We start from the raw sequence: 25559 nt of genomic DNA on the forward strand, positions 1-25559 counted from the left end.
CGCCATGAGCCGACACCCGCTCCGCGCCTCCCGCACCCCCGTCGTGGCCGCCGTGGCGATGCTTAGCACGAGCGTGCTGACCGTCTCCCTGCTCGCCGCGCCGACCCAGGCCGCGCCCCGCAAGACCCGCGTGTCGGCGGCGCTCAGCGCCACCGTCGCCCCCGGCGGGGCGCCCGTGGCCATCTCGGGCCAGGTCAGGGACAAGGGCCGCACCAAGCGCACCGTCGTGCTCGAGCAGAGGGTCGCCTCGGGCTGGCGCACGGTCGCGAGGACGAGGTCCGACAGGTCCGGCGCGTACGCGATGACCGTGCCGACGCACTGGTTCTACTCCTCGAAGCTCCGCACCCGCGTGGTGAGGACCCGCAAGCACCGCGGCGACACCTCGCGCGCGCACCGGCTCACCGTGATCCCGGCCTACGTGCCGCTCGGCTCCCCCACCTCCTGGGCGAGCCTGCGCAGGGAGGGCGACCGCTGGGACCCCTGCCGGACCGTGACCTACGGCATCAACTCCTCGCGCGCGACCCCCGACGCCGCCACGGTCGCGGCGGGCATCCACAACACCATCGCCCTCGTGTCGCAGGCCACCGGCGTCACCTTCCGGTTCACCGGCGAGACCTCCGCCGCGCCCTTCGACAGGAGGTTTCGCCGCAAGGACCCGATGCTGGTCTTCGCCTTCACCACCGACGCGGAGACCCCGCTCGCCTCGGCCCGGCGTACGCCGCGCGCGGCGGGTCTGACCGCACCGTCTGGGCCCGCGACGCCCGCGGCATGCGGATGCTGCGCATCCGCGACGGCGGCGTGCTCTACGACCTCGACGACACGGCGACGATGACGGCCGCGCAGTTCCAGCAGCTCACGCTGCACGAGATGGGCCACGCGATGGGGCTCGGCCACGTGCCCGCCACCGACCAGTACATGACCCCGGGCCCCGAGTTCTACGACCTGCCGTTGTCCTACCAGGCCGGCGACCTGCAGGGCTTCGCCGAGGTCGGCCTCCAGGCGGGCTGCGTCCGCCCGCTCCGCGCCGGCCGCAAGACGGCGCTCGAGCGCGTCGCGGTCCCGGACGGCGTCACCGAGCACTGAGCCCGGCCGTCCGCGACGGCCGAGGTCCTACGGTGGGGCCATGACCGAGGCCCTCGCCGACCCCCGCGCCGCCACCCGCCAGTCGTTGCGGACGATCGTCGAGCGCGCCACCCCGGTCGGCTGAGGGCGCACTGGTCCAGACGGGCCGTCCGATCTCGGACGTTCGGTCAAGGATCCCCCAACACCGGGGGCGGCGGGCAGGGGCGCGCGTAGGGTCGGCCGGAGCCTGAGGGGGTCCGCCATGTCGAGCCAGTCGAGCACGTTGTTCACCGTCGGCACGCTGCTGCGCCACGCCAAGGACGCCGGCTCGCCGGTGCGGGTCCTGGTGTCCGGCACCTGGCTCGAGGGGGTCGTCGTCGGCTCCGACGGGCTCGGCGTCATCCTCGACGACGGGGCCGGGAACCAGGTGCTGGTGCGCCTGGACGCCGTGCTCGCGGTCAGCGTCTCGAGGGACGCGATCGACGGCGGGCGCGACGAGCCGCCGGCGGACGCCGCCCGGCCGCACTGGCACGCGCCGCGCCAGCCGATCGAGGCGGGCCCGGTCGGCTCCTCACGCTAGGGCCGCCGAGACCACCTCCCGGGCCTCCTCCTGCACCTCGGCGAGGTGCTCCGGGCCGCGGAACGACTCCGCGTAGATCTTGTAGACGTCCTCCGTGCCGCTGGGACGCGCGGCGAACCACGCCGACTCGGTGACGACCTTCAGACCGCCGATCTTCGCGCCGTTGCCCGGCGCCTCGGTGAGCTTGCCGGTGATCTGCTCGCCGGCCAGCGACGTCGCACCGACGTCGTCGGGCGACAGCGCCGCGAGCTTGGCCTTCTGCTCGCGGTCCGCGGGCGCGTCGATGCGGGCGTAGGCCGGGTCCCCGTGCTGCGCGACCAGGGCGGCGTAGTGCTCGCTCGGCGTCCTCCCGGTCGCGCCCAGGATCTCGCTGGCGAGCAGCGCCAGCAGGATCCCGTCCTTGTCGGTGGTCCACGTCGAGCCGTCGCGGCGCAGGAACGACGCACCGGCCGACTCCTCCCCGCCGAACCCGAACGAGCCGTCCATGAGACCGGGGACGAACCACTTGAAGCCCACCGGCACCTCGACCAGCGGCCTGCCGATCGCCTCGGCCACCCGGTCGATCATCGAGCTCGACACCAGGGTCTTGCCGATCCGGGTCGCCTCCGGCCAGTGCGGGCGCGCGCCCCCGAACAGGTGCGCGATGGCGACGGCGAGGAAGTGGTTCGGGTTCATCAGGCCGGCGTCGGGCGTCACGATGCCGTGCCGGTCGGCGTCGGCGTCGTTGCCCGTCGCGACGGCGTACTCGTCCTTGCGCCCGACCAGCGACGCCATGGCGTGGGGCGAGGAGCAGTCCATGCGGATCCTGCCGTCCCAGTCGAGGGTCATGAAGCGCCACGTCGGGTCGACCAGCGGGTTGACCACCGACAGGTCGAGCCGGTGCCGCTCGGCGATCTCGCCCCAGTAGGCCACGCTGGCACCGCCCAGGGGATCGGCGCCGATGCGCAGTCCGGCGTCGCGGATCGCGTCGAGGTCGAGCACGGACGGGAGGTCGTCGACGTAGGTGCCGAGGAAGTCGTAGCTGCCGGCCGCGGCGCGTGCCCGCGCGAACGCCACCCGCCGCACCCCCTCGATGTTGCCGCGGATCAGCTCGTTGGCGCGGGCCGCGATGACGCTCGTGGCGTCGGAGTCGGCCGGCCCGCCGTGCGGCGGGTTGTACTTGAAGCCGCCGTCCTGCGGCGGGTTGTGCGACGGGGTGACCACGATGCCGTCGGCGAGCCCGCCGCCCGTGGTGCGTCCCTGGTTGGCGCGCAGGATCGCGTGGCTCACCGCCGGGGTCGGGGTGAAGCCGTCACGGTCGTCGACGAGGACCGTCACGTCGTTGGCGACCAGCACCTCCAGCGCCGTCGCCCACGCGGGCTCCGACAGCGCGTGGGTGTCGCGACCCATGAAGAGCGGGCCGTCGTAGCCCTGCTCCCGCCGGTAGTCGCAGATCGCCTGCGTCGTCGCCGCGATGTGCACCTCGTTGAAGGACGTGGTGAGCGAGGAGCCACGGTGGCCGCTGGTGCCGAAGGCCACCTGCTGGGCGACGTCGTCGGGGTCCGGCTCGAGGTCGAAGTAGGCCGTCACGAGGTGGGACACGTCCACCAGGTCCTCGGGGCGGGCGGGCTGTCCGGCTCTCTCGTGGGTGGCCATGGCCCCATCTTGGTGGGTCGGGAGGCCGGCGGTCGAGGGACCTGCCGCCGTGCTGTCGATTCCGGCAGGGTGGGCCCGTCAAAGGGGTGAGGCCGCAGCCCTGCGGCCCGCGACAGGAGGCATGGGATGACCGAGTACGTCGTACTGCTGCTGGGCGACGCGGAGAGGTGGTGGGACCTCTCCGAGGAGGAGCGCGCCGCCGGCTACGAGGCCCACGAGACGTTCACCGCACGGCTCGTCGAGCGTGGCCACCGCGTCACCGGCGGCGCCGAGCTGCACCGCGCGTCGCAGGCGCGCACCATCGCGCCGAACGCCACCACCGTCACCGACGGCCCGTGGGCCGAGACCCGCGAGCAGGTGGGCGGCTTCTACCTCGTGGAGACCGACGACCTCGACGACCTCTTGGACTGCTGCCTGGTCCTGGCCGCCACGGGCGACGCCGTCGAGGTGCGCCGGTGCGTGACCGCCGAGGAGCGCGCGTCGTGAGGTACCTGGTGCTGCTCGTCGGCGACGGCGAGGTGAAGCCCTGGTCGGAGCACACCGAGGAGGAGCAGGAGGCGGCGATGGGCCGGTTCGCGGCGTTCGACGCCGCCTGCAGCGAGCGGGAGGGCGTGGAGCTGCTCGCCGGCGAGGCGCTCGGCGACCCGCGCGACGCGACGGTGATGCGGACGAGGGCGGGCACCGTGGAGCTCTCCGACGGGCCCTACGCCGAGGCCATCGAGGGCATGGGCGGGTTCTACCTGGTCGAGGCCCCCGACCTCGACGTCCTCGTGGAGCTGCTGCGGGTGCTCCCGCCCTACGACATCCAGATCCATCCCACCGTCGAGGTGACGTGACCGCCGCCGAGCCCCCGGAGGACGCCCTCGCCCGGGTCGTGCACCAGGAGTGGGGGCGCCTCGTGGCGCTGCTGCTGGCGCGGTTCCGGCGGCTCGACCTCGTCGAGGACGCCCTCGCCGACGCCGTCGAGGCGGCCAGCCGCACCTGGCCCGCCGACGGCGTCCCGGACAACCCGGCGGGGTGGCTGATGACCGCCGCCCGGCGGCGGGTCGTCGACCGGCTCCGCACCGAGGAGGTCGCCCGGCGCAGGCTGCCGTTGCTGGCCACCGACGTCGAACGCACCCAGGAGGGCGCCCGCGCGATGGCCGACGGCGGCACCCTCGTCGAGGACGACGTCCTCCGGCTGGTGCTCATGTGCGCCCACCCCGCCCTCGCCCGCGAGGCCGCGAGCGCGCTCTCGCTGCGGCTCGTCCTCGGTGTGCCGACGGCCGACATCGCGCGGCTGTTCCTGGTGCCCGAGCCGACGATGGCCGCGCGCATCACCCGGGCGAAGAAGCGGATCGTCGGTGCCGGCATCCCGTTCGCCGTCCCCGACGCCTCCGCGCTGCCCGAGCGGCTCGACGTGGTGGCGCAGACCGCCTACCTGGCCTTCACCGCCGGCTACTCCCCCGGCGCCGGTCCCGACCTGCTCCGCGCCGAGCTCTCGGGCGAGGCGATCCGCCTGGTGCGCGTCGTGCTGGCCCTGCGTCCCGACGAGCCGGCGCTGGTCGCGCTGCTGGCGCTGGTGCTGCTGCAGCACTCCCGACGCGACGCCCGCGCGCACGCCGGCCGGCTGGTGCTGCTCGCCGACCAGGACCGCACCCGGTGGCGCCACGACGAGATCGCCGAGGCGATGCGGCTGCTGGCCACACCGAGCCTGACCGGCCCGCTGACGCCGCTCGCCGCGTCGTACCTGCTGCAGGCGCGGATCGCCGCCGAGCACGCCACCGCCCCGACGGCGGAGGCCACCCGCTGGGACCGTGTCGTCGAGCTGTACGACCTGCTGCTGCGCGTGGCGCCCTCCCCGGCGGCGCGGCTGGCCCGAGCCGTCGCCGTCGCCGAGCACCGCGGAGCGGCCGCCGGCCTCGCCGCGCTCGAGGGGCTGGAGATGGCCGACAGCCACCGGCCCGCGGCGGTGCGTGCCGAGCTGCTGTCGCGCGCCGGCGACACCGACGCGGCGCGCGCGGCGTACGACCAGGCCATCGCCGCGTGCCGCAACGAGGTCGAGCGGGAGTTCCTGGTGGGCCGGCGCGAGGGGCTGTGAGCTCAGTCCTCCGGGACGGCCTGCTGCTTGGCGAGCACGGTGAGCCCCTCGTCGACGACGAAGCCGCGAGCGCGGTCGGCCTCCTGGTCCACGCCGATGCGGGCGCCCGGCGGAACCTTGACGCCCTTGTCGATGATGGCGTTGCGGACGATCGCCCCCTCGCCGACGTGGACGCCGTCCATGAGGACCGAGTCCGACACCTCGGCGCCGTCCTTGACCCACACCGCGGGCGAGAGCACGGAGCGGTTCACCGCGCCGCCGCTGACCACGACGCCCGGGGACAGGATCGAGTTGAACGTCGAGACGCCGGCGCCGCTCGCGCCCTCCACGAGCTTGGCCGGCGGGTGCGGCCCGTAGCTGGTGTAGATCGGCCAGGCGGTGTTGTAGAGGTTGAACACGGGCAGCGGTGAGACCAGGTCCATCTGGGCGGCGTAGTAGGACCGCATCGTCCCGACGTCGCGCCAGTAGCCCCGGTCGCGGTCGGTGGCACCCGGGACCTCGTTGTCCTTGTAGTCGTAGACGGCCGACTCGGCCTTGTCCACGAACCACGGCACGATGTCGCCGCCCATGTCGTGCTTGGACTGCTCCGCCTCCGCGTCGCGGGTGACGGCGTCGCGGAGCGCGTCGGCGTCGAAGACGTAGTTGCCCATGCTCGCCAGCACCTCCTCCGGCGCGTCCGGGAGGCCCACCGGGTCGGTCGGCTTCTCGAGGAAGGCACGGATCCGGCGCGGGCTCGCGGGGTCGACGTCGATCACGCCGAACTGGTCGGCGAGGCTGATCGGTTGCCGGATCGCGGCCACCGTGCACCCGGCGCCGGACTCCACGTGGGCGGCGACCATCTGGGCGAAGTCCATCCGGTAGACGTGGTCGGCGCCGACGACCACCACGATGTCCGGCTGCTCGTCGGTGAGCAGGTTGAGGGACTGGTAGATCGCGTCCGCGCTGCCGAGGTACCACCGCTTGCCCACGCGCTGCTGGGCCGGCACGGGCGTGACGTAGTTGCCCAGCAGGTTCGACATCCGCCACGTCGTGGTGACGTGCCGGTCCAGGCTGTGCGACTTGTACTGCGTCAGCACGACGACCTTGAGGTAGCCGGAGTTGACGACGTTGGACAGCGCGAAGTCGATGAGCCGGTAGATGCCCCCGAAGGGCACGGCGGGCTTGGCGCGGTCGGCGGTGAGCGGCATCAGGCGCTTGCCCTCACCGCCGGCCAGGACGACGGCGAGGACCTTCTTGCGACGCGGCGTGACTGCCATGCGACGAAACTAGCCGTCCGCGGAGGCCCGGTCGACCTTCCATCAGGTGGGGAGAGGACTAGGTTCGGGTCATGCGCATCGACGTCCTCAGCAAGGAGTACCCCCCGGAGATCTACGGCGGGGCCGGCGTGCACGTGGCCGAGCTGGTCCGCGCGCTGCGCGTCCTGCGCGACGTGGACGCCCGCGTGCGCTGCTTCGGGGCCCCGCGCTCCGAGCCCGGCACCACGGCGTACGCCGAGCCGGAGTCGCTGGCCGGGGCCAACCCGGCCATCCGCACGCTCGGCGTGGACCTGGCGATGGTCGACGACTGCGCCGGCGCCGACGTGGTGCACTCGCACACCTGGTACGCCAACACGGCCGGCCACCTCGCCGGGCTGATGCACGGCGTCCCGCACGTCGTCAGCGCCCACTCGCTGGAGCCGATGCGGCCGTGGAAGGCCGAGCAGCTCGGCGGCGGCTACGCGGTGTCGAGCTGGGCGGAGCGCACGGCGTACGAGGGCGCCGCCGGGATCATCGCGGTCAGCGCCGCGATGCGCGACGACGTGCTGCGCAGCTATCCGTCCGTCGACCCCGCGAGGGTGCACGTCGTGCACAACGGCATCGACACCGCGGAGTGGTCGCCGGTGGAGGACCCCGACCGGCTGCGCGAGCTCGGCGTGGACCCCGACCGGCCGAGCGTGGTCTTCGTCGGCCGGATCACCCGCCAGAAGGGGCTGCCGCTCTTCCTCCGTGCCGCGGCCGCCCTGCCGCCGGAGGTCCAGCTGGTGCTGTGCGCGGGCGCACCCGACACCCCCGAGATCGAGGCCGAGGTGCGCGGCCTCGTCGACGACCTCGCCACCACGCGTTCCGGCGTCGTCTGGATCCCCGAGATGCTTCCCCGGGCCGACGTGATGACGCTGCTGACCGGCGCGACCGTCTTCGCCTGCCCGTCGATCTACGAGCCGCTGGGCATCGTGAACCTCGAGGCGATGGCCTGCGAGACCGCGGTGGTCGCCACCGCGACCGGTGGCATCCCCGAGGTCGTCGTCCACGGTGAGACCGGCTGGCTGGTCCCGATCGAGCAGGCCTCCGACGGCACCGGCACCCCCCTCGACCCCGACCGCTACGTCGCCGACCTCGCCGGCGCGCTGATCGAGGCCGTCAGCGACCCCGACCGGGCGCGGGCCTTCGGCGCGGCGGGCCGCCGCCGGGCCGAGGAGTCCTTCAGCTGGGGCTCGATCGCCGCGCGGACCCTGGACCTGTACCGCTCGCTGGCGTAGGGCGGACGGGGCCGGGGCCCGCGCCGGAGCGCCGGCCCGCTTTCTCGCGCGGCCCGGGTCCAGCGTCATACGAACCAGCACCTATACGTCCGCCTTCGTATGACGCACCGGGCGCCGCCCGCGTGGCCCGAGCCCAGCGTCATACGAACCAGCACCTATACGTCCGCCTTCGTATGACGCACCGGGCGCCGCCCGCGCCGCCCGGCCCCAGCGTCATACGAACCAGCACCTATACGTCCGCCTTCGTATGACGCACCGGGCGCCGCCCGAGCCGCCCGCGCCGCACGAGTGTCGCCGGCCCCGCGGTCAGCCCAGGACGAGGCCCGGGTAGAGCGGGTGCTTGTCGAGCAGCTCCGCGGACCGCTTGACGACGCGGTCGGCGACGCCGTCGGCGAGGACGTACGACGCCTTGCTGGGGCCGCCGGCCTTGGTGGTGCCGGCCTCGGTGTTGCTGAGCACGTCGACGATGAGCTCGGCGACGGTGTCGAACTCGTCGTGGCCGAACCCGCGGGTGGTCAGGGCCGGGGTGCCGAGGCGGACGCCGGAGGTGTACCAGGCGCCGTTGGGGTCGGCCGGGACCGAGTTGCGGTTGGTGACAACACCGGCCTCGAGCAGTGCCGACTCCGCCTGGCGGCCGGTGAGGCCGAACGAGGAGACGTCGAGCAGCACGATGTGGTTGTCGGTGCCGCCCGTGACCAGCGTGGCGCCGCGGGTCAGGAAGCCCTCCGCGAGCGAGTGGGCGTTGTCGGCGATGCGCTGCGCGTAGTCCTGGAACTCGGTGGTGCGCGCCTCCGCGAAGGCGACGGCCTTGGCGGCCATCACGTGCGACAGCGGGCCGCCGAGCACCATGGGGCAGCCCCGGTCGACGTCGGCGGCGAACTCCTCCTGGGCCAGCACCATGCCGCCGCGCGGACCGCGGAGGGACTTGTGCGTGGTGGTGGTGGTGATGTGGGCGTGGGGCACCGGGTCCTCGTCGCCGGTGAAGACCTTGCCCGCCACCAGGCCGGCGAAGTGCGCCATGTCGACCATCAGCACGGCGCCCACCTCGTCGGCGATCTCGCGCATCTTCGCGAAGTTCACCCGCCGGGGGTAGGCGGAGTAGCCGGCGACCAGCACGAGCGGCTTGAACTCGCGCGCCTTGGCGGCCACCGCGTCGTAGTCGAGCAGGCCGGTCTCCGGGTCGGTGCCGTACTGCTGCTGGTGGAACATCTTCCCGCTGATGTTGGGACGGAAGCCGTGGGTGAGGTGCCCGCCGGCGTCGAGCGACATCCCGAGCAGCCGCTGGTTGCCGAACTCGTGGCGCAGGGTCTCCCAGTCGGCCTCGGTGAGCTCGTTGACGTTCTTGGCCTGCAGCTTCTCCAGGTAGGGCGTCTCGACCCGGTTGGCCAGGATCGACCAGAAGGCGACGAGGTTGGCGTCGATGCCCGAGTGCGGCTGCACGTAAGCGTACGGCGCTCCGAACAGCTCGCGCGCGTGCTCGGCCGCCAGCGACTCGACGGTGTCGACGTTCTGGCAGCCGGCGTAGAAGCGGTGACCGACGGTGCCCTCGGCGTACTTGTCGCTTAACCAGGTGCCCATCGTCATCAGGACCGCCGGCGAGGCGTAGTTCTCCGAGGCGATCAGCTTGAGCGACGCGCGCTGGTCGGCGAGCTCCTGCCGGGTCGCCTCGGCGATGCGGGGCTCGACCGAGGCGATGACCTCGAGGGCCTGCGAGTACGCACTGCTGATCAGGGAGTCCGTCATGGGTGACAGCCTAGAGGCCGTCGGCGCGGACGAGGAGCACCCCGGCACGGGCATGAGGAGTGTGACCTGGACCGCATTCCGGCCGTCTGCACCGCGACACCGCCACCCGCCGTCTCAGCATGTGGCGTGCCATCTCGTATGGCGGGATTTCGGCTTGTGGAACCGGTGTCCACGCCCTGAGACTTCTTGACATGGTCAACGCCTCCACCCATGCGCACCTCGTGGTCCGACGTCACGTCGACCTCATGCGCGTGGGCAGCGCGACCTGTTGGCATCGCTGACGCCGCCCCCAGAACGTCCCTCCCGCGCTCAACGTCGCGCGCGGCACTTCATCAGCGAACAGGACTCTCCTGACCATGCCCGACCTCCGGTTCAAGCCCCAGGCCGCCCAGCACACCGAGATCCCGCGCCCGAAGCGCGCCGAGGGTCAGTGGGCGCTCGGCTACACCGAGCCGCTCAACAAGAACGAGCAGTCCAAGAAGGACGACGACCCGCTCAACGTCCGGGACCGCATCCTCTACACCTACTCGCGCCGCGGCTTCGACTCGATCGACCCGGCCGACCTGCGTGGCCGCTTCCGCTGGATGGGGCTCTACACGCAGCGGGCTCCCGGCTTCGACGGCGGCAAGACCGCGCAGCTCGAGGAGGAGGAGCTCGACGACCGGTTCTTCATGATGCGCGTGCGCACCGACGGCGCGATCCTGGACGGCGCGGCCCTGCGTGCCCTGGGTGAGCTGTCGACCGCGTACGCCCGCAACACCGCGGACATCACCGACCGCAACAACATCCAGTACCACTGGATCGAGATCGAGAGCGTCCCGGCGATCTGGGAGCGGCTGGAGTCCGTCGGCCTCACCACGCTGGAGGCGTGCGGCGACAGCCCGCGGCCCTTCCTCGGCTCTCCCGTCGCCGGCATCGCCAAGGACGAGATCATCGACGGCTCCGAGGCGCTCGCCGAGATCAAGCGGCGCATCCTCGGCAACCCCGAGTACTCCAACCTGCCGCGCAAGTTCAAGACCGCGCTGACCGGCCACCCCAGCCACGACGTCGCGCCCGAGGTCAACGACGTGGCCTTCGTCGGCACCGTCCACCCCGAGCACGGCCCCGGCTTCGACCTCTGGGTCGGCGGCGGCCTCTCGACCAACCCGATGCTCGCGCACAAGCTGGGCGTCTGGATCCCGGTCGACGAGGTGCCCGACGCCTGGGAGGGCGTGGCCGGCATCTTCCGCGACTACGGCTACCGGCGGCTGCGCTCCAAGGCCCGCCTCAAGTTCCTCCTCGCCGACTGGGGCAAGGAGAAGTTCCGCGAGGTCCTCGAGAACGAGTACCTCCACCGCGCGCTCGTCGACAACCCCTCCCCCGAGTCGCCGGTCGTGCCCGGTGACCACATCGGCATCCACGAGCAGAAGGACGGCCGCTTCTACGTCGGCGCCGCCCCCGTCGTGGGTCGCATCGACGGCACCACGCTGTCCGCGCTCGGTGACCTCGTCGAGCGCTACGGCGCCCGCGGCGCCCGGCTGACGGCGTACCAGAAGCTCGTCGTCATCGGCGTCGCCGCGGAGGACGCCGAGGCGTTCGCCGACGACCTCGAGACGATCGGGCTGACGGCGCGCCCCAGCAACTGGCGCCGCTCGACCATGGCGTGCACCGGCATCGAGTTCTGCAAGCTCGCCATCGTCGACACCAAGGAGCGGGCGCGCCGCCTGGTGACGGAGCTGGAGAAGCGGTTCCCCGACCTCGACACCGACATCACGGTCAACGTCAACGGCTGCCCCAACGCCTGCGCCCGCACCCAGGTCGCCGACATCGGCCTCAAGGGCCAGCTCGTCATGGACGCCGACGGCCGGCAGGTCGAGGGCTTCCAGGTCCACCTCGGCGGGTCCCTGGGCCTGAACCCGGCGATGGGCCGCAAGCTGCGCGCCCACAAGGTGACCAGCGCGGGCCTCGACGACTACGTCACCCGCGTGGTGGCCGCCTACCTCGAGGACCGCACCGACGGCGAGCGCTTCGCCGCCTGGGTGGCGCGGGCCGACGAGGTGCTGCTGCGCGGCGAGCCGCAGCCGGTGGGCGTCTGATGTCCGAGCGCGCCCATGTCTGAGAGAGCACAGCCCTTCCACTGCCCCTACTGCGGGGACGAGAACCTGTTCCCCCGTGAGGGCACAGGCGCGTGGGAGTGCCGCTCGTGCCTGCGGGCGTTCACCGTGCAGATGACCGGCATGATCCGGCCGGGCGGAGGCGCGGCATGAGCCTGTCCACCGCCGCCGCCCGCGACTTCAAGGGCACGCACACCGAGGGACGTACGCCGGAGGAGCTGCGCGAGCTGGTCTCCCACGTCGGCGCCGAGCTCGAGCTCGCCCCGGCCGAGGTGATCATCGAGTGGGCCGTGGCCACGTTCGGCGACCGGTTCGCGGTGACGTCGTCGATGGGCGACGCGGTCCTCGCGCACCTGGCCTCGACGGTGGCGCCCGGCATCGACGTCGTGTTCCTCGACACCGGCTACCACTTCGTCGAGACCATCGGCACCCGCGACGCCGTCGAGGCGACGCTGCCGGTCAACCTACGCACGGTGCGACCTGCGCAGAGCGTGGCGGAGCAGGACGCCGAGCACGGCGCGGAGCTGTTCCGCACCGACCCCGACCTGTGCTGCGCCCTGCGCAAGGTCAAGCCGCTCAACGACGCCCTGGCCGACTACGACGCCTGGGCGACCGGGCTGCGCCGGGCGGAGACGCACAACCGGGTCATCGCGCCGGTCATCGGCTGGGACGCCCGGAAGGGCAAGGTCAAGGTCTCGCCGCTGGCCCGATGGAGCGACGAGCAGGTCGAGCAGTACATCGCCGAGAACGGCGTCCTCGTGAACCCCCTCGTCCACGACGGCTACCCGAGCATCGGGTGCTGGCCGTGCACCCGCCGGGTGGCCCCGGGCGACGACCCGCGCAGCGGGCGCTGGGCCGGCACGAGCAAGACCGAGTGCGGGATCCACGCATGACGCCCCGAACCTCACCGCAGATCGCACGACAGACCAGCGACAACGTCGTCGCACCCACCCAGCACCACCGCACCACACACGATCGGAGGCACCCCTGATGGCTGCTCCTGCTCTGGTTGCCCTGGCCCACGGAAGCCGGGACCCGCGTTCGGCCGCGACGATCAAGGCGCTCGTCGCCGAGGTCAAGGCGATGCGCCCCGACCTCCGCATCGAGACGGCGTTCCTCGACCTCTCCAAGCCGACCTTCGACACGGTCGTCGACCGGCTCGTGAAGGCCGGCTTCGACGAGATCGTCGTCGTGCCCCTCCTGCTCACCGAGGCCTACCACGCCAAGGTCGACGTCCCGGAGGCCATCGCCGCGGCCATGGCCCGCCACGAGGGCGTCCGCATCCAGGCGAGCCGGATCCTCGGCATGGAGTCCGCGTTCCTCGAGGTGCTCGACGTCCGCCTGCGCGACGCGCTCCGGGCGGCGCGCGTGCGCGAGCTCGACGCCCTCGTGCTCGCTGCAGCCGGCTCCTCCGACCCGCTCGCCAACCAGGCCGTCGCCCGCATCGCCCGCACCTGGGGCGCTCGTCACCGGTTGCCGGTCACCGCGGCCTTCGCCTCCGCGGCCCCGCCGGCCGCGGGCGAGGCGGTCCGGGCGTTCCGCGCCGAGGGCAAGCGCCACATCGCCGTGGCGTCGTTCTTCCTCGCCCCGGGACGACTCCCCGACCGGGCCGCCGAGCTCGCTGTCGAGGCCGGAGCCGTCGCGGTCTCCGACCCGCTGGGTGCCCACCCGGCTGTCGCCCGCGCGATCCTGGCCCGCTACGCCGTCGGCGCCGTCGAGCTGGTGCCCGTCTGAGCCGAGCCGCGTCCGCCGGGGTGGGTGCTCGCCCGGGCGGCTCCGCCTCGTACGTCAGTCGAGGTGCTTGAGGGCCTCACGGCGGGAGAGACCGCTGAGGCGGTCCGCGTGGGTGCGCACGAACGTGCGGACCCACGCCGGGTCGGTGCGAGCGTGCTGCCGCAGGGCCCAGCCGAGCGCCTTGCGGATGAAGAAGTCCGTGCCGTACGCCGTGTCGTCGAGGTTCGCGACCAGCACCCTCGCGAGCAGGGCCGTGTCGGTCCGCTCGCCGTGCCGCAGCTGCGCGAGCACGGCCGTACGCCGGACCCACAGGCTGTCGCGGTCGACCGACCACGCATCGACGACCCGCGTCGCCTCCCCGCGGTGGTCGAGCAGCACCCGCCCCACGGGGTGGACCGCGATCTCGTCGACGACGTCCCACCACGCCCCGGAGCGGACGAGCCGCTCGAGCAGCGGCAGCACGTCGGGGTCCAGCCACTGCCGGTAGGCACGGTGACGCACCAGCGCGATCGCGGCGTACCACTCCTCGCGATGGGTGGCGTCCTCCCACAGCTCGAGGACGGCGGCCTCCCACTGTGCCCGGTCGACGAAGCGGTGCTCGACGAGCAGCGGCCCCAGCAGCGCCTCGAGGGCGGGCGAGCCGAGGCCGACGAACGGGCAGCGCGGACTTCATGTACGCCTGCTGCCGCGCGGCCCGCTCCGGGTCGCCCGACCGCGCCAGGGCCGCGCGGACCGCGGGGACGTACGTCATCGAGCGTGCTCCGCCCGGCTCAGCGGACGTTCATCCGACGAGGCGCTCGCGCAGGTGCTCGAGCTGCCGCGCCGGGTCGCCGGTGACGCCGCCGTGGACGGGGCCCGGCTGCAGGACCGTGCTCCGCGGCGCCTTGAGGAAGCCGAACCGCTGCCCCAGGGGCTGTCGGGCCGCCTCCCCACCGCGGTCGTCGCCCCGGCACACCCAGTCGACGAACGTGAGCGCGTCGCAGACCTGGTCGACGTCGATGCCGGCGTCGAGTGCCCGAAGCCGGTGGCCGTCGACGCTCCACGACGCGTCGAGGAAGTCCGCGGACTGGCAGTGCAGCACCACGCCGACGTTGAGGAACTCCTCGCGGTCCGGCCGCGGGACGCAGCGGAGGACGACGTACTGGTAGGCCAGCCGCGGCGCGCTCATCGCGCCACCTCCGGGAGCCACTGGCGGGTGCCGAGCCGGGCGGTGAGGAACTCGACGTAGGCGGCCCGCAGCGCCTGCGGCGTCTCCGCGCCCGGCACCGGCTCCAGCCAGACGTCGGGCACCTGCGCGAGGACCTCGGTGAAGACGTCGCGGTCGAGGCGCGCCGAGATCTCCTCGTCGAGCTCGCGTGCGCGGCTCGCGCAGGTCTCGAAGACGTGGCCGCCGGCGTCCCACGGCTGCGCGGCGAACCGGGCGGGGTCCGTGACGCCGGAGCGCCAGCCGTGGTGGAAGTAGAGCGAGGCTCCGTGGTCGATGACCCAGAGGTCGCCGTGCCAGAGCAGCAGGTTGGGGTTGCGCCACGAGCGGTCGACGTTGGCGGTGAAGGCGTCGAGCCACAGCACCGTGGCGCCCTCGTCGTCGGCCGCGCTGACCTGCCCGTCGACACCGAACGAGCCGGGCAGGAAGTCGATCCCCAGGTTGAGTCCGACGCTGGCGTTGAGCAGGTCCTGCACCTCCTCGTCGGCCTCGTAGCGCGCGAGCTCGGGGTCGAGGTCGAGCACCACCAGGCGCGGGGTGCGCAGGCCGAGGCGGGTCGCGAGCCCGCTGGCCACCACCTCGGCGACGAGCACCTTCGCGCCCTGGCCGGCGCCGCGGAACTTGCAGACGTAGGTGCCCAGGTCGTCGCCCTCGACGACGCCCGGCAGGCTGCCGCCCTCGCGCAGCGGAGTGACGTACCTCGTGACGTGGACGGTCGGGAGTGGGTCCGGAGGACCGGCGACGGTCACTGGACCGAGTCCTCCTCGGCGAGCCGCTGCTGCTCGGCCGCCACGTCGAAGTCAGCCGTGGGCCACTGCAGGTCTAGGCCGCGCAGCGTGTCGAGCAGGAGCTGACCGACCGCGAGGTTGCGGTACCACTTCTTGTCCGACGGCACGACGTACCACGGGGCGGCGTCGGTGTGGGTGCGGTGCAGCGCGACCTCGTAGGCCTCGCGGTAGGCAGGCCAGCGCGCGCGCTCGTCGAGGTCTCCGGGGTTGTACTTCCAGTGCTTCTCGGGGTTGGCCAACCGTTCGGCGAGCCGCTCCTTCTGCTCGTCGGGGCTGATGTGGAGCATGCACTTGATGATCGAGACCCCCTGGTCGACCAGGCGGGCCTCGAAGTCGTTGATCGCGCCGTAGCGGCGCTCGACCTCGCCGGGGTCGGCGAAGCCGCGGACGCGGGCGATGAGGACGTCCTCGTAGTGCGAGCGGTCGAAGACACCGACGTAGCCGGCGTCCGGCAGGCCCCTCTCGATCCGCCAGAGGAAGTCGTGGGCCCGCTCCTCCTCGGTCGGCGCCTTGAAGCTCGTGATCCGGACGCCCTGCGGGTCGACCAGGCCGATGGTGTGCCGCAGCACGCCGCCCTTGCCGCTGGTATCCATGCCCTGGAGCACGAGCAGGACCCGACGCTGCGACCCGGCGGTGCGCTCGGCCCACAGGCGTTCCTGGAGGTCCGACAGCTCGGGCTGCATGGCGGCGAGCGCGGCCTTGCCGTCGGCCCTCTTCCCGTCGAAGCCGGGCGCTGCGTCGGTGTCGATGGCGGTCAGGTCGACCGTTCCGCCCGGCAGGCGCAGGGCGTCGGCGATCGCGGAGGTCGTCATGGGGTCATCATGGCCCACCGGCTCGGTGCGCCGTCGGGTGCCGGTCCGCTCAGTGCGCCAGCGCCTCGGGATCCACGACGGGCGGGAGCACGGACCAGGGGAAGTCGATCCAGCGCTCGGTCAGCCGCCAGGCGTAGGTCGGCTTGATGACCGACTGCGGCTTCTCGTAGATCACGACCGTGCGCGCCTCGGCGACGTGGCCGCCGCAGAACTGGTGCACCAGCTCGAGGGTCCGCCCGGTGTCCGCGACGTCGTCGGTGATCAGCACCTTGAGCCCGGACAGGTCGACCGCAGCCGGGGTCGGCGGCAGCATGATCGGCACGTCCAGCCGCTCGTCGACGCCGGTGTAGAACTCGACGTTGACCACGGAGATGTTCTTGACCGCCAGGGCGTAGCCCAGGCCCATGCCCAGGGCCAGTCCACCGCGGGCGATCGCCAGGATGATGTCGGGACGGTAGCCGGAGTCCGCGACCTGCTGCGCCAGCTCGCGGGTTGCCGTGCCGAACAGCTCGTAGGACAGGACCTCGCGCTCGTCGCTCACGGGACCATCACACCACTGGTGGCGCGGCGCGTCGATGTCGACCGTCACGTGGTGGTGTCGGGTCGCGGGCCCGCCCCCGCCCCCGGCCCGGTCCCGTCCCCGGCCCCGGCCCCAGCCCCAGCCCGGCCAGCGTCATACGAACGAGCACCGATAGGTCCGCCTTCGTATGACGCACGCGGCGCCGCCCGACCCGCGCCCGACCCGCCACGCGCGCCAGCCCCAGCGTCATACGAACCGGCACCCATACGTCTGCCTTCGTATGACGTACCGGACAGCGTCATACGAACCAGCACCTATAGCTCCGCCTTCGTATGACGCACGCGGCGCCGCCCGCCCCGCGCCCGACCTGCCCGGCCCCAGCGTCATACGAACCAGCACCTATAGGTCCGCCTTCGTATGACGCACTGGGCGCCGCACGCCCCGCGCCCGACCCGCCACGCGCGCCGAACCCCAGCGTCATACGAACCGGCACCCATACGTCTGCCTTCGTATGACGCACCGGGCGCCGCCCGACCCACCCGGCGCCAGCGTCATACGAACCAGCACCTATAGGTCCGCCTTCGTATGACGCACCGGGCGCCCGCCCGAAGATGACCCAAAGGAGGGCCACGGCGCGGTGGAGGCCGCTCAGTCGTCCAGGGGGCCGAGGTCGTCGACCTCGTCGCCACTGTCGCGCAGCGCCTCGCGCACGACCGAGTACGCCAGCCCGGCGGGGTAGCCCTTGCGGGCGAGCAGCCCGGCGAGGCGTCGCGTCGCGACCTGGGGATCGAGCCCCCGCATCGACCGGAGCTTCTTGTCGACCAGGGCCCGAGCGGCCGCGCGCTGGTCGGCGTCGCCGATCTGCTCGAGTGCGGCCGAGGTGGCGTCGTCGTCGACGCCCTTGCGACGCAGCTCCTGGGCCAGCGCCCGGGGCGCAAGCCCTCGGCTGCGGTGCCGGCTCTCCACCCACTGCCGGGCGAACGCGGCGTCGTCGATCAGGCCGACCTCGGTGAACCGGTCGAGGAGGTCCTTGGCCAGCCGGTCGGGCACGTTCTTCCTGGCCAGCTTGTCGGCGAGCTCCTTGCGCGAGCGCGCCTGCCCGGTGAGCGCATCGAGCAGGATCCTGCGTGCCACGGCTTCGGGGTCGGCTTCGACCTCGGCGGCGGCCGCCTCCGCCCGGGCGGTCCTGGCCGCCTCACGCTCCTCCCAGGTCCGGGTGCGACGTCGACCGCCACGCCCTTCACGGCCCTCGGTGCGACCGGTGCGCTCCTCGGAGCCGCGTGCAGCGGTCGACCGCCCGGCAGGGCGGCGCGGCGCGGCCGGCGTGGATGGGGTCTCCCCCACCCACGCCTGCACGCCGAGCCCGACGTCACCGGCCCACTCAGGGGCGGGGCGGCGCTCAGAAGTCATTGACCCCGATGGGCTCGTCGCTCAGCTCGTCGGCCGGCTTGTCGACGGCAGGGATCACGCCGAGCTTCTCCAGGATGAGCTTCTCGATCTCGTTGGCGAGGTCGGGGTTGTCCCGCAGGAAGTTGCGGGAGTTCTCCTTGCCCTGGCCGAGCTGGTCGCCCTCGTAGGTGTACCAGGCGCCGGCCTTGCGGATGATGCCCGCCTCCACGCCGACGTCGATCAGGCCACCCTCGCGGCTGATGCCCTTGCCGTACATGATGTCGAACTCGGCCTGCTTGAACGGCGGGGCCACCTTGTTCTTGACGACTTTCACGCGGGTGCGGTTGCCGACCATGTCGGTGCCGTCCTTGAGCGTCTCGATGCGGCGCACGTCGAGGCGCACCGAGGAGTAGAACTTCAGCGCCCGACCACCGGTCGTGGTCTCCGGCGAGCCGAACATCACGCCGATCTTCTCGCGCAGCTGGTTGATGAAGATCGCGGTCGTGCCGGAGTTGTTGAGGGCACCGGTCATCTTGCGCAGCGCCTGGCTCATCAGGCGGGCCTGGAGACCGACGTGGCTGTCGCCCATCTCGCCCTCGATCTCGGCGCGGGGCACCAGGGCCGCCACGGAGTCGATGACGATCAGCGAGAGCGCGCCGGAGCGGATCAGCATGTCGGCGATCTCGAGCGCCTGCTCACCCGAGTCGGGCTGGGAGACCAGGAGGGCGTCGGTGTCGACGCCGAGGGCCTTGGCGTAGTCGGGGTCGAGCGCGTGCTCGGCGTCGATGAAGGCGACGATGCCGCCGGCCGCCTGGGCGTTGGCCACCGCGTGGAGGGCGACCGTGGTCTTTCCGGAGGACTCCGGACCGTAGACCTCCACGACGCGACCGCGCGGGAGACCGCCGAGGCCGAGGGCCACGTCGAGGGCGATCGACCCGGTGGGGATCACCTCGAGCGGGGCACGCGTCTCGTCGCCCAGTCGCATGACCGAGCCCTTGCCGAACTGCTTCTCCACCTGTGCGAGCGCGGCGTCGAGGGCCTTCTCGCGGTCTGCACCAGCCATTGCTGTGTCCCGTCTTGTCGTCGTGTGATGTGAGGTACGTCTGCGACGCTAGGGCGAGCCACCGACAGTCCCTGATCAGGACGGTCGACCGCTGTGGACAACCTCGCCCCTCGTCGTACCTGTGGACGAACAGTATCCCGAACAGGTGTTCGACACACGGTCCGCGTGCGGCGTGTCGCCGACGATCAGGCGCGGTCGCGGGTCAGCCGCCCGGCGACCACGACGGTCGCGGCGAGCAGTGCGGCGAACAGGGCGAGCGCCGGGTAGCCGAGCCACCCGACGACGACGCCGGCGAGGGCGCCTCCGCCGGCGGCGGTGAGGGACATCGCCATGTCGGAGGTGCCCTGCACGTCGGTGCGCGCCTCGACGGGCGTGAGGTCCGCGACCACCGTGGATGCCGCCACGGTGGCGCAGGACCACCCGACGCCGAGCAGGAAGAGCCCGGCGGTGATCTGCCAGGACGAGCCCTCCGGCGACAGCCCGCACAGCGCGAGGGACACCAGCAGCACTCCTCCCCCCGTGACCAGGACGACCGGACGGCCGAAACGGTCGGCCGCCCACCCCACCAGCGGCGAGAACGCGAACATGCCGAGCACGTGGACGGAGATCACGAAGCCGATGACCTCGAGGTGCGCACCGCCGTGCTCCATGTGCAGCGGCGTCATGATCATCACGGTCACCATGGCGGCGTGCGCGCACGCCATGGCCGCCACGGCCGCACCGACGGCGGGCACGTCCCGCACGACCGCGACGAACCGCACCCACGACCGGCCGTCGCGGTCCGGCGCCGCGGCCGTCTCGACCCCGGCCGTGCGCTGCGCGAGCAGCAGCGGGTCGGGGCGCAGCCGCACGCCCACCCAGCCGGCCGCCAGCACGAGCACGACGGCACCGATCGCGAAGCCGCCGGTGAGCTCGGGGACGGCGAGGGCCCCGGCCACCGCGCCGCCGACGCCCGTGAGGTTCGGTCCGGCGACAGCTCCGATGGTCGTCGCCCAGACCACGACCGACAGCGCCCGCGCCCGGTGCTCCTCCGTGGCGAGGTCGGTCGCGGCGTAGCGCGACCCGTTGTTGACCGCGGTGGTCGCGCCCAGCAGCACGGCGCCCACGAGCAGCACGAGCATCGAGTCGACGACGCCCGCCACCACCGCCAGCGCGGCGCCTGCCGCACCGGCGAGGTAGCCGGCGACCAGCCCGACGCGACGGCCGTGCCGACGCATCACCCGGGCGAGCGCGTACGCCGCGCCGGCGGTGCCCAGCACCTGGGAGGTCTGCGCGAGCCCGGCCATCGTCTCGCTGCCGGAGATGTCGCGCGCCAGCAGCGACGCGGTGGCGACGCCGATGGTGACGCCGACGGCACCGACGGCCTGCGACACGACGAGCGTGCGGACCGTGTGCCGCTGGACGGCCGCGAGGTCGAGCTCCGGCTCGAGGCGGCTGCTCACCGCTCGCTGTCCGGCAGCTCGAGCTGCCGGCGCACGGCTGCCCAGACCTGCTTCGGCGGGACGCCGGCGTCGAGCGCCTCCTGGGTGGTGCGACCGTCGAGGTCGCGCACCACGGTCAGCTCGGCCCAGGTGCGGGAGTAGTCCCGGCCCAGGACCTCGTCGAGCCGCGCCCAGAACTCGGTGTGCCTCATGCTCCTACCGAACCACGCGCCGCCGACAGCTCCAACCGCGCCCTCGGCGCCGTCCCGGTCACCGCGCGCCCACGTCGTGCAGGTGGTGCACGACGTCGTGCAGGTGGTAGCTGCCCAGGCTCTCGATGGTGAACTCGTCGCCGTTCGAGCGCGTGCCGCGGCGCTGCGCGGTGACCTCGGTGAGGCCGGCGTAGAGGTCGGCCGCGGTGCCCGCGGCGGCGACCAGCCCGGCAGCGACCCGGTCCGGGTCCTGGTGGGCGTAGTCGCTCTCGACGGCGGTGGCGTCCTGGTCCCAGTTGGCGAAGGTCGGACCGTCCTCGTCGAGCATCAGCCGTACCCGCTGCGTGAACAGCTCGTGCACGTCGCGCACGTGGGCGCCGTACTCGAGCGGCGACCACACGTCGGCGGCCGGTCGCCGCGCGACGTCGCTGCGGGCGAGCACCTGCGCCCACGCCTCAGCGGTGGAGCGCAGGAGTCCCGGCAGGTCGCCCCGCCCCTGCGCGGCAGGGTCGAAGCCGCAGTCGGCGCAGGGTCGCTCGAGGACCCAGGTCCAGTCCTTGGTGTCGGGGGTGATGCCCATGCCGGCCATCCAACCAGCGGCGCCGACGGGGACAATGCGGGGAATGGACATCCGCCGTGCACTTCCCGCCGACCTCGACACGGTGGCGGACATCTACGGCCGAGAGGCCCGCGAGGGGCACGCCACCTTCGACGTCGAGCCCCGCCCGGCGACGTGGTGGGAGGAGAAGCTGGCCGCGACGGACGACCACTTCCTCGTCGCCGAGCACCAGGGCCGCGTCGTCGGCTACGCCACCTCCGGCGCCTTCCGGCCCAAGCCCGCCTACCGCCACACCCGCGAGAGCACGGTGTACGTCGCCCCCGGGCACCAGGGCCTCGGCACCGGGCGGGCGCTGTACGACGCGCTGCTGGCGGGGCTCGCCGACGACGGCGTGCACCTCGTCGTCGCTGCCGTGGCGCTGCCCAACCCCGCGAGCCTCGCGCTGCACCGCGCCTGCGGCTTCGAGGAGGTGGGCGTCATGCGGGAGGTGGGCCGCAAGCTCGGCCGGTGGGTCGACCTGGCCTGGCTCCAGAAGGTCCTGGGATGACGCCGTCCGCATAGGGTGCGCCCATGACCACGGCCCGCACCGTCCCGGTGACTACCGAGATGGACGGTGACGAGCTCGACGTCGAGGACGCCTGGCACCTCGCGCGCCGCCACGGCCTGCGGCGGATCATGGTGGAGTCGGCCGTGCGCTTCCGCTACGGCGACGGGTTCACCAACAGCCGCGCGCTCGCCCTCCAGACTTGCCTGGCGGTCGTGCCGTTCCTGCTGGCGGTGATGGGGCTGGCCGCGGACATCGACGACGAGCGCCCCGCGCGGGTGGTCGCAGCCACGGTGAACGCCGTCTCTCCCGCCAGCGGCGGCGACGACGCGGTGGCCCAGGCGCTGGCCTCCGGCTCCGAGGAGGCCGGGGAGCTCGCCCTCGCTCTCGGCCTGTTGCTGGCGGTCGCCTCGATGACGACCGCCATGGCCCAGGTCGAGCGCGGCAGCAACCGCATCTACGGCATCCGGCGCGACCGTCCCGCCCTGCACAAGTACGGTCGCGCGGCCGTCTTCACCGCCCTCCTCGCAGGTCCGGTGGGGCTGGGCTTCCTGTCGATGGTGGCCGGCGGCGCCTTCGGGGACGCCATGGTCGCGGAGTACGGCTGGTCCGACGGGACACGCCTGGCCTGGGAGGTCGGTCGGTGGCCGCTGGGGCTCGTGGCGCTCGTCGTGGCCATCGCGGCGCTCTTCGACCACGCCCCCCGACGCCGCCAGCCGGCGCTGTCGTGGCTCGCCCTGGGCTCGGCGATCACCGTCGTCGGCAGCATGGCGGCGGCGGCCGGGCTCGCGGCGTACGTCAACGTCAGCGGCTCCTTCAGCAGCACGTACGGCCCGCTGGCGGGCGTGTTCGCCCTGCTGGTGTGGAGCCTGCTCTCCTCGATCTCGCTTTTCTTCGGCGTGGCGGTGTGCGCGCAGCTCGAGGCGCTGCGGGCCGGTGAGCCCGAGCCGGCGTACGACGACCCGGGCCGACCGCACAGCCGCGTCGTCGACGACTGACCCGGTGCCGCGTCCGGGGCCCGGTCGTCAGGTGAGGAGCAGCGCGTCCAGCCGGCGGCGTACGACGGCCAGGCCGGCGATGCCCATCGCCACGAGGTAGACCACCGAGATCGCCGACTCCCAGGTCACCACGCCGGTGGTGAGCTCGCGGCACAGCACGACGCCGCGGTAGAGCGGGGTGGCCTCGACGATCCAGCGCAGCGCGCCGTCGCCGAACGCCTCGATCGGGAAGAAGGTGGCCGAGAAGAGGAACAGCGGCATCTGCGCGAGCTGGATCTTGTCGAAGTCCTGCCAGCTCTTCATCCAGGTCGTCACCGCCATGCAGACGGCGGAGAAGGCGAACGCGATGAGCACCGTGGCCGGCAGCGCCAGGACCGCCCACCACGAGTGCGTCAGCCCCATCAGCGCCATCACCACGAGGAACGCCGCGGAGTAGACCGACCCCCGCATCAGGCCCCACGCGATCTCGCCCCGGGCGATGTCACCGGTGGACAGGGGCGTGGCGAGCATCTGGTCGTAGAGCTTCTCGTACTTGAGCTTGAAGAAGACGTTGTAGGTCGAGTCGAGCAGCGCGCCGTTGAATGCCGAGGTCGCCAGCATGGCGGGCGCGACGAACTCCGCGTAGGGGATCGCCTCGCCGTGGAACTCGAAGGTGTCGATGAGCCGGCCGACCCCGATGCCGATGGAGAACAGGTAGAACACGGGCTCGAGGAAGCCGGTGACGAACAGCTTCCACGCGCCCCGGTAGACGACGTAGTTGCGCAGCACCAGCATCCTGGTGGCCGCGGCCGGCGTCAGCGGGGCCGGGATCCTCTGCACGAGCGCCACCTCAGACCTCCAGCCGCTTGTCGAGGTTGCGCACGGCGAGCACCCAGCCGACGACGGTCAGCCCCGCGAGCACGGCGACGTGCAGCAGCGCCAGCGACCAGTCGACCCGGTCCACGCACAGCATCCGCGACAGCGAGACGCCGTGCCACAACGGGGTGAGCCGCGCCAGCCACTCGAGCACCGGGCCGAGGTTCGCGACGGGGAAGAACGCCCCGGAGAAGAGGGTCAGCGGGATGACGCCGAGCCGGAACAGCAGGCCGAAGCCCTCCTCGGACCGCAGGCGGGCGCTGTAGGCGAAGGTGAGGGAGGCGAACGCGGAGCCCACCAGCACCTGGCCGACCCACGCGAGCACCGGTCCCCACCACGTCTCGAAGACGCCGAACGGCGCGAGCACGAGCATGAAGACCGCACACGCCACCGCCACGCGGAACACCACGAACGCCACGAACGCGTTCACCAGGTCGCGCACGGCGAGCGGCGTGGCGAGCTGGGCGTAGAACGTCTTGTGCCACTTGATGGCGCCCATCACGGGGTACGTCGACTCGCTGACCGCGATGGTCATCGCGTGGGAGGCGACGAGGCCGGGCACCACGAAGGCGAGGTAGGAGGTGGCGCCCTCCAGCGTGTCGGGGTCGCCCTCGATGAAGCCGCCGAGCAGCACGCCCATCGCGACGACGTAGAGCAGCGGGGTGAGGAAGCTGCTGACCACTCCCCCGCGCCAGGTGCGCTTCAGGACGGTGAGCCAGTAGTCGTACTGCCGGGCCATGCCCTCCCGCGCCGACAGCGTGCCGGTGGGTCGGGTCGTCCGGGCAGGGCGCGTCGTGGTGGCCATCAGTCCGCCAGGCTCCGGCCGGTGAGGCGCAGGAACACGTCCTCGAGGGTGGAGCGGCGCACGAGCGTGGCCAGCGGGTGCAGCCCACGCTCGAGCACGGCGGTGACGACGTCCTCGCCGTGGTCGCTGTAGACGAGCAGCCGGTCGGGCAGCACCTCGACCCGCTCCCCGAGGTCCTCGACCTTTCCGGCCAGCGCCTCGTGCTCACCGACGCCGAAGCGGAGCTCGGCGACCTCGCGCGTGGAGTGGGCGTCGATGAGCTCGCGCGGTGAGCCCTCGGCGGCGATCAGGCCCTTGTCCATGACGACCAGCCGGTCGCAGAGCTGCTCTGCCTCGTCCATGTAGTGGGTGGTGATGACGAGCGTGACCCCGGCCTGCTTGAGCCGGAAGAGCTGGTCCCACAGCACGTGGCGCGCCTGCGGGTCGAGCCCGGTCGTGGGCTCGTCGAGGAGCAGCACCTCGGGTCGGTTGATGAGGCTGCGGGCGATGGTGAGTCGCCGCTTCATGCCGCCGGAGAGGTCCTCGACCTTGGCCTTGGCCTTGTCGGTGATCTGCGCGAACTCGAGCAGCTCCTGGGCGCGCTCGCGGCAGGTGGCACGGTCGATGCCGAAGTAGCGGCCGTAGATGTAGAGGTTGTCGAAGACGTTGAGCTCGTTGTCGAGGGTGTCCTCCTGGGGGCAGACGCCGAGACGACCGCGGATGGCCGGCCCGTCGGTGGCCGGGTCCATCCCGAGGATCCGCAGCTGGCCGCCGCTGACCGGGCTCACCGAGGCGATCATGCGCATCGTGCTGGACTTCCCCGCGCCGTTGGGTCCGAGGAAGCCGAACGCCTCGCCCCGGCGCACCTCGACGTCGATGCCCTTCACGGCCTCGAAGTCACCGAACGACTTGCGCAGCCCCCGCGCCGAGATCATGGCTTCGCTCACGAGCGCCGACACTAGATCAGT

28 protein-coding genes and 1 pseudogene are annotated in these 25559 nt (G+C 72.7%); 13 read left to right on the forward strand and 16 right to left on the reverse strand.

Annotated features, from left to right (window positions below):
* Positions 1–4 precede the first annotated feature (4 nt).
* The 3 genes from J3P38_RS12455 to J3P38_RS12465 all read left to right on the forward strand — a co-directional run bounded on the left by J3P38_RS12455 (position 5) and on the right by J3P38_RS12465 (position 1642).
* Positions 5–832 (forward strand): hypothetical protein, encoded by an 828-nt coding sequence (locus J3P38_RS12455; RefSeq protein ID WP_210503858.1) that lies wholly within the window; start codon positions 5–7, stop codon positions 830–832.
* Entirely contained in the window at positions 769–1083 is a 315-nt protein-coding gene (locus J3P38_RS12460; protein WP_210503859.1) for a matrixin family metalloprotease, read from the forward strand. The genes J3P38_RS12455 and J3P38_RS12460 overlap by 64 nt, the downstream gene beginning before the upstream one ends.
* A 241-nt stretch (positions 1084–1324) precedes the next feature.
* On the forward strand, positions 1325–1642 hold the full coding sequence (locus J3P38_RS12465) for a hypothetical protein (RefSeq protein WP_210441175.1): 318 nt from the start codon (positions 1325–1327) through the stop codon (positions 1640–1642).
* On the opposite strand, the gene pgm is transcribed toward J3P38_RS12465, so the two are convergent.
* On the reverse strand, positions 1634–3277 hold the full coding sequence (gene pgm, locus J3P38_RS12470; protein WP_210503860.1) for a phosphoglucomutase (alpha-D-glucose-1,6-bisphosphate-dependent): 1644 nt from the start codon (positions 3275–3277) through the stop codon (positions 1634–1636). The genes J3P38_RS12465 and pgm overlap by 9 nt on opposite strands.
* Positions 3278–3403: 126 nt before the next feature.
* On the opposite strand from pgm, the gene J3P38_RS12475 reads away from it, so the two are divergent.
* From J3P38_RS12475 to J3P38_RS12485, 3 genes are read left to right on the forward strand one after another with little or no spacing between them, the layout of a single operon-like run.
* Complete coding sequence (locus J3P38_RS12475) at positions 3404–3763, forward strand: YciI family protein (protein ID WP_210503861.1); 360 nt, start codon at positions 3404–3406, stop codon at positions 3761–3763.
* The gene (locus tag J3P38_RS12480; protein ID WP_210503862.1) at positions 3760–4113 is read left to right on the forward strand and encodes a YciI family protein; all 354 of its coding nucleotides are present in this window, start codon (positions 3760–3762) and stop codon (positions 4111–4113) included. Before J3P38_RS12475 ends, J3P38_RS12480 begins: the two co-directional genes overlap by 4 nt.
* Positions 4110–5357 (forward strand): RNA polymerase sigma factor, encoded by a 1248-nt coding sequence (locus J3P38_RS12485; RefSeq protein WP_210503863.1) that lies wholly within the window; start codon positions 4110–4112, stop codon positions 5355–5357. Before J3P38_RS12480 ends, J3P38_RS12485 begins: the two co-directional genes overlap by 4 nt.
* A gap of 2 nt (positions 5358–5359) precedes the next feature.
* Here J3P38_RS12485 and glgC read toward each other — a convergent pair whose 3' ends face one another.
* Positions 5360–6613: a glucose-1-phosphate adenylyltransferase gene (glgC, locus tag J3P38_RS12490; protein ID WP_210503864.1), complete on the reverse strand. Its 1254-nt coding sequence runs from the start codon at positions 6611–6613 to the stop codon at positions 5360–5362.
* A 71-nt stretch (positions 6614–6684) separates the two neighbouring features.
* Here glgC and glgA point away from each other — a divergent pair, with 71 nt between their 5' ends.
* Positions 6685–7872, forward strand: a complete 1188-nt coding sequence (glgA, locus tag J3P38_RS12495; RefSeq protein ID WP_210503865.1) for a glycogen synthase — start codon at positions 6685–6687, stop codon at positions 7870–7872.
* A 306-nt stretch (positions 7873–8178) separates the two neighbouring features.
* Here the strand turns inward: glgA and J3P38_RS12500 are convergent, their stop codons facing one another.
* Positions 8179–9615, reverse strand: a complete 1437-nt coding sequence (locus J3P38_RS12500; protein ID WP_210503866.1) for a glycine hydroxymethyltransferase — start codon at positions 9613–9615, stop codon at positions 8179–8181.
* 356 nt (positions 9616–9971) lie between these two features.
* Here J3P38_RS12500 and J3P38_RS12505 point away from each other — a divergent pair, with 356 nt between their 5' ends.
* The 4 genes from J3P38_RS12505 (at position 9972) to J3P38_RS12520 (ending at position 13442) form a co-directional block, all read left to right on the forward strand.
* Positions 9972–11690 (forward strand): nitrite/sulfite reductase, encoded by a 1719-nt coding sequence (locus tag J3P38_RS12505; RefSeq protein WP_210503867.1) that lies wholly within the window; start codon positions 9972–9974, stop codon positions 11688–11690.
* A 15-nt stretch (positions 11691–11705) separates the two neighbouring features.
* The gene (locus tag J3P38_RS12510; protein ID WP_210503868.1) at positions 11706–11861 is read left to right on the forward strand and encodes an eL43 family ribosomal protein; all 156 of its coding nucleotides are present in this window, start codon (positions 11706–11708) and stop codon (positions 11859–11861) included.
* Entirely contained in the window at positions 11858–12601 is a 744-nt protein-coding gene (locus J3P38_RS12515; RefSeq protein ID WP_210441193.1) for a phosphoadenylyl-sulfate reductase, read from the forward strand. The genes J3P38_RS12510 and J3P38_RS12515 overlap by 4 nt, the downstream gene beginning before the upstream one ends.
* A gap of 97 nt (positions 12602–12698) precedes the next feature.
* Positions 12699–13442, forward strand: a complete 744-nt coding sequence (locus J3P38_RS12520; RefSeq protein WP_210503869.1) for a sirohydrochlorin chelatase — start codon at positions 12699–12701, stop codon at positions 13440–13442.
* A 54-nt stretch (positions 13443–13496) separates the two neighbouring features.
* Here J3P38_RS12520 and J3P38_RS12525 read toward each other — a convergent pair.
* The 10 genes and pseudogenes from J3P38_RS12525 to J3P38_RS12570 all read right to left on the reverse strand — a co-directional run.
* Positions 13497–14087 (reverse strand): annotated as a pseudogene (locus J3P38_RS12525) (DNA alkylation repair protein); the annotation flags it as partial.
* A 136-nt stretch (positions 14088–14223) separates the two neighbouring features.
* Positions 14224–14610 (reverse strand): DUF3037 domain-containing protein, encoded by a 387-nt coding sequence (locus tag J3P38_RS12530; protein WP_210503870.1) that lies wholly within the window; start codon positions 14608–14610, stop codon positions 14224–14226.
* Positions 14607–15395, reverse strand: a complete 789-nt coding sequence (locus J3P38_RS12535; RefSeq protein WP_210503871.1) for a HipA family kinase — start codon at positions 15393–15395, stop codon at positions 14607–14609. The genes J3P38_RS12530 and J3P38_RS12535 overlap by 4 nt, the downstream gene beginning before the upstream one ends.
* Positions 15392–16246, reverse strand: coding sequence for a polyphosphate kinase 2 family protein (locus J3P38_RS12540; protein ID WP_210503872.1), 855 nt, complete (start codon positions 16244–16246; stop codon positions 15392–15394). The genes J3P38_RS12535 and J3P38_RS12540 overlap by 4 nt, the downstream gene beginning before the upstream one ends.
* 49 nt (positions 16247–16295) lie before the next feature.
* Entirely contained in the window at positions 16296–16787 is a 492-nt protein-coding gene (locus J3P38_RS12545; RefSeq protein WP_210441205.1) for a phosphoribosyltransferase, read from the reverse strand.
* A 627-nt stretch (positions 16788–17414) separates the two neighbouring features.
* A complete protein-coding gene (locus J3P38_RS17790) occupies positions 17415–17900 on the reverse strand; it encodes a regulatory protein RecX (protein WP_307807894.1) in 486 nt (161 codons plus the stop codon).
* 265 nt (positions 17901–18165) lie between these two features.
* Positions 18166–19218 carry a recombinase RecA gene (gene recA / locus J3P38_RS12555; protein WP_210441209.1) on the reverse strand — a complete coding sequence of 351 codons (1053 nt, stop codon included), beginning with the start codon at positions 19216–19218 and terminating at the stop codon, positions 18166–18168.
* A 185-nt stretch (positions 19219–19403) separates the two neighbouring features.
* Entirely contained in the window at positions 19404–20660 is a 1257-nt protein-coding gene (locus J3P38_RS12560; RefSeq protein WP_210441211.1) for an MFS transporter, read from the reverse strand.
* Entirely contained in the window at positions 20657–20851 is a 195-nt protein-coding gene (locus J3P38_RS12565) for a DUF3046 domain-containing protein (protein WP_210441213.1), read from the reverse strand. The genes J3P38_RS12560 and J3P38_RS12565 overlap by 4 nt, the downstream gene beginning before the upstream one ends.
* A 58-nt stretch (positions 20852–20909) precedes the next feature.
* Positions 20910–21431 carry a DinB family protein gene (locus J3P38_RS12570; protein WP_210503874.1) on the reverse strand — a complete coding sequence of 174 codons (522 nt, stop codon included), beginning with the start codon at positions 21429–21431 and terminating at the stop codon, positions 20910–20912.
* Positions 21432–21474: 43 nt separating this feature from the next.
* On the opposite strand from J3P38_RS12570, the gene J3P38_RS12575 reads away from it, so the two are divergent.
* Together J3P38_RS12575 and J3P38_RS12580 are read left to right on the forward strand one after the other, a co-directional pair.
* Positions 21475–21957 carry a GNAT family N-acetyltransferase gene (locus tag J3P38_RS12575; protein WP_210503875.1) on the forward strand — a complete coding sequence of 161 codons (483 nt, stop codon included), beginning with the start codon at positions 21475–21477 and terminating at the stop codon, positions 21955–21957.
* Positions 21958–21980: 23 nt separating this feature from the next.
* Positions 21981–22952, forward strand: a complete 972-nt coding sequence (locus tag J3P38_RS12580) for a YihY/virulence factor BrkB family protein (RefSeq protein WP_210503876.1) — start codon at positions 21981–21983, stop codon at positions 22950–22952.
* A 27-nt stretch (positions 22953–22979) separates the two neighbouring features.
* Here the strand turns inward: J3P38_RS12580 and J3P38_RS12585 are convergent, their stop codons facing one another.
* Genes J3P38_RS12585 through J3P38_RS12595 form a run of 3 tightly spaced genes read right to left on the reverse strand, consistent with a single transcriptional unit; the run spans position 22980 to position 25538 of the window.
* Positions 22980–23771: an ABC transporter permease gene (locus J3P38_RS12585; RefSeq protein ID WP_307807895.1), complete on the reverse strand. Its 792-nt coding sequence runs from the start codon at positions 23769–23771 to the stop codon at positions 22980–22982.
* Between the two features lie 10 nt (positions 23772–23781).
* Positions 23782–24612 carry an ABC transporter permease gene (locus J3P38_RS12590; protein ID WP_246851238.1) on the reverse strand — a complete coding sequence of 277 codons (831 nt, stop codon included), beginning with the start codon at positions 24610–24612 and terminating at the stop codon, positions 23782–23784.
* Positions 24612–25538 carry an ABC transporter ATP-binding protein gene (locus tag J3P38_RS12595; RefSeq protein WP_455430099.1) on the reverse strand — a complete coding sequence of 309 codons (927 nt, stop codon included), beginning with the start codon at positions 25536–25538 and terminating at the stop codon, positions 24612–24614. The genes J3P38_RS12590 and J3P38_RS12595 overlap by 1 nt, the downstream gene beginning before the upstream one ends.
* Positions 25539–25559: the final 21 nt, after the last annotated feature.

It is taken from the genome of Nocardioides xinjiangensis (genome assembly GCF_017916455.1).
In the GTDB taxonomy this organism is placed as follows: domain Bacteria; phylum Actinomycetota; class Actinomycetes; order Propionibacteriales; family Nocardioidaceae; genus Nocardioides; species Nocardioides xinjiangensis.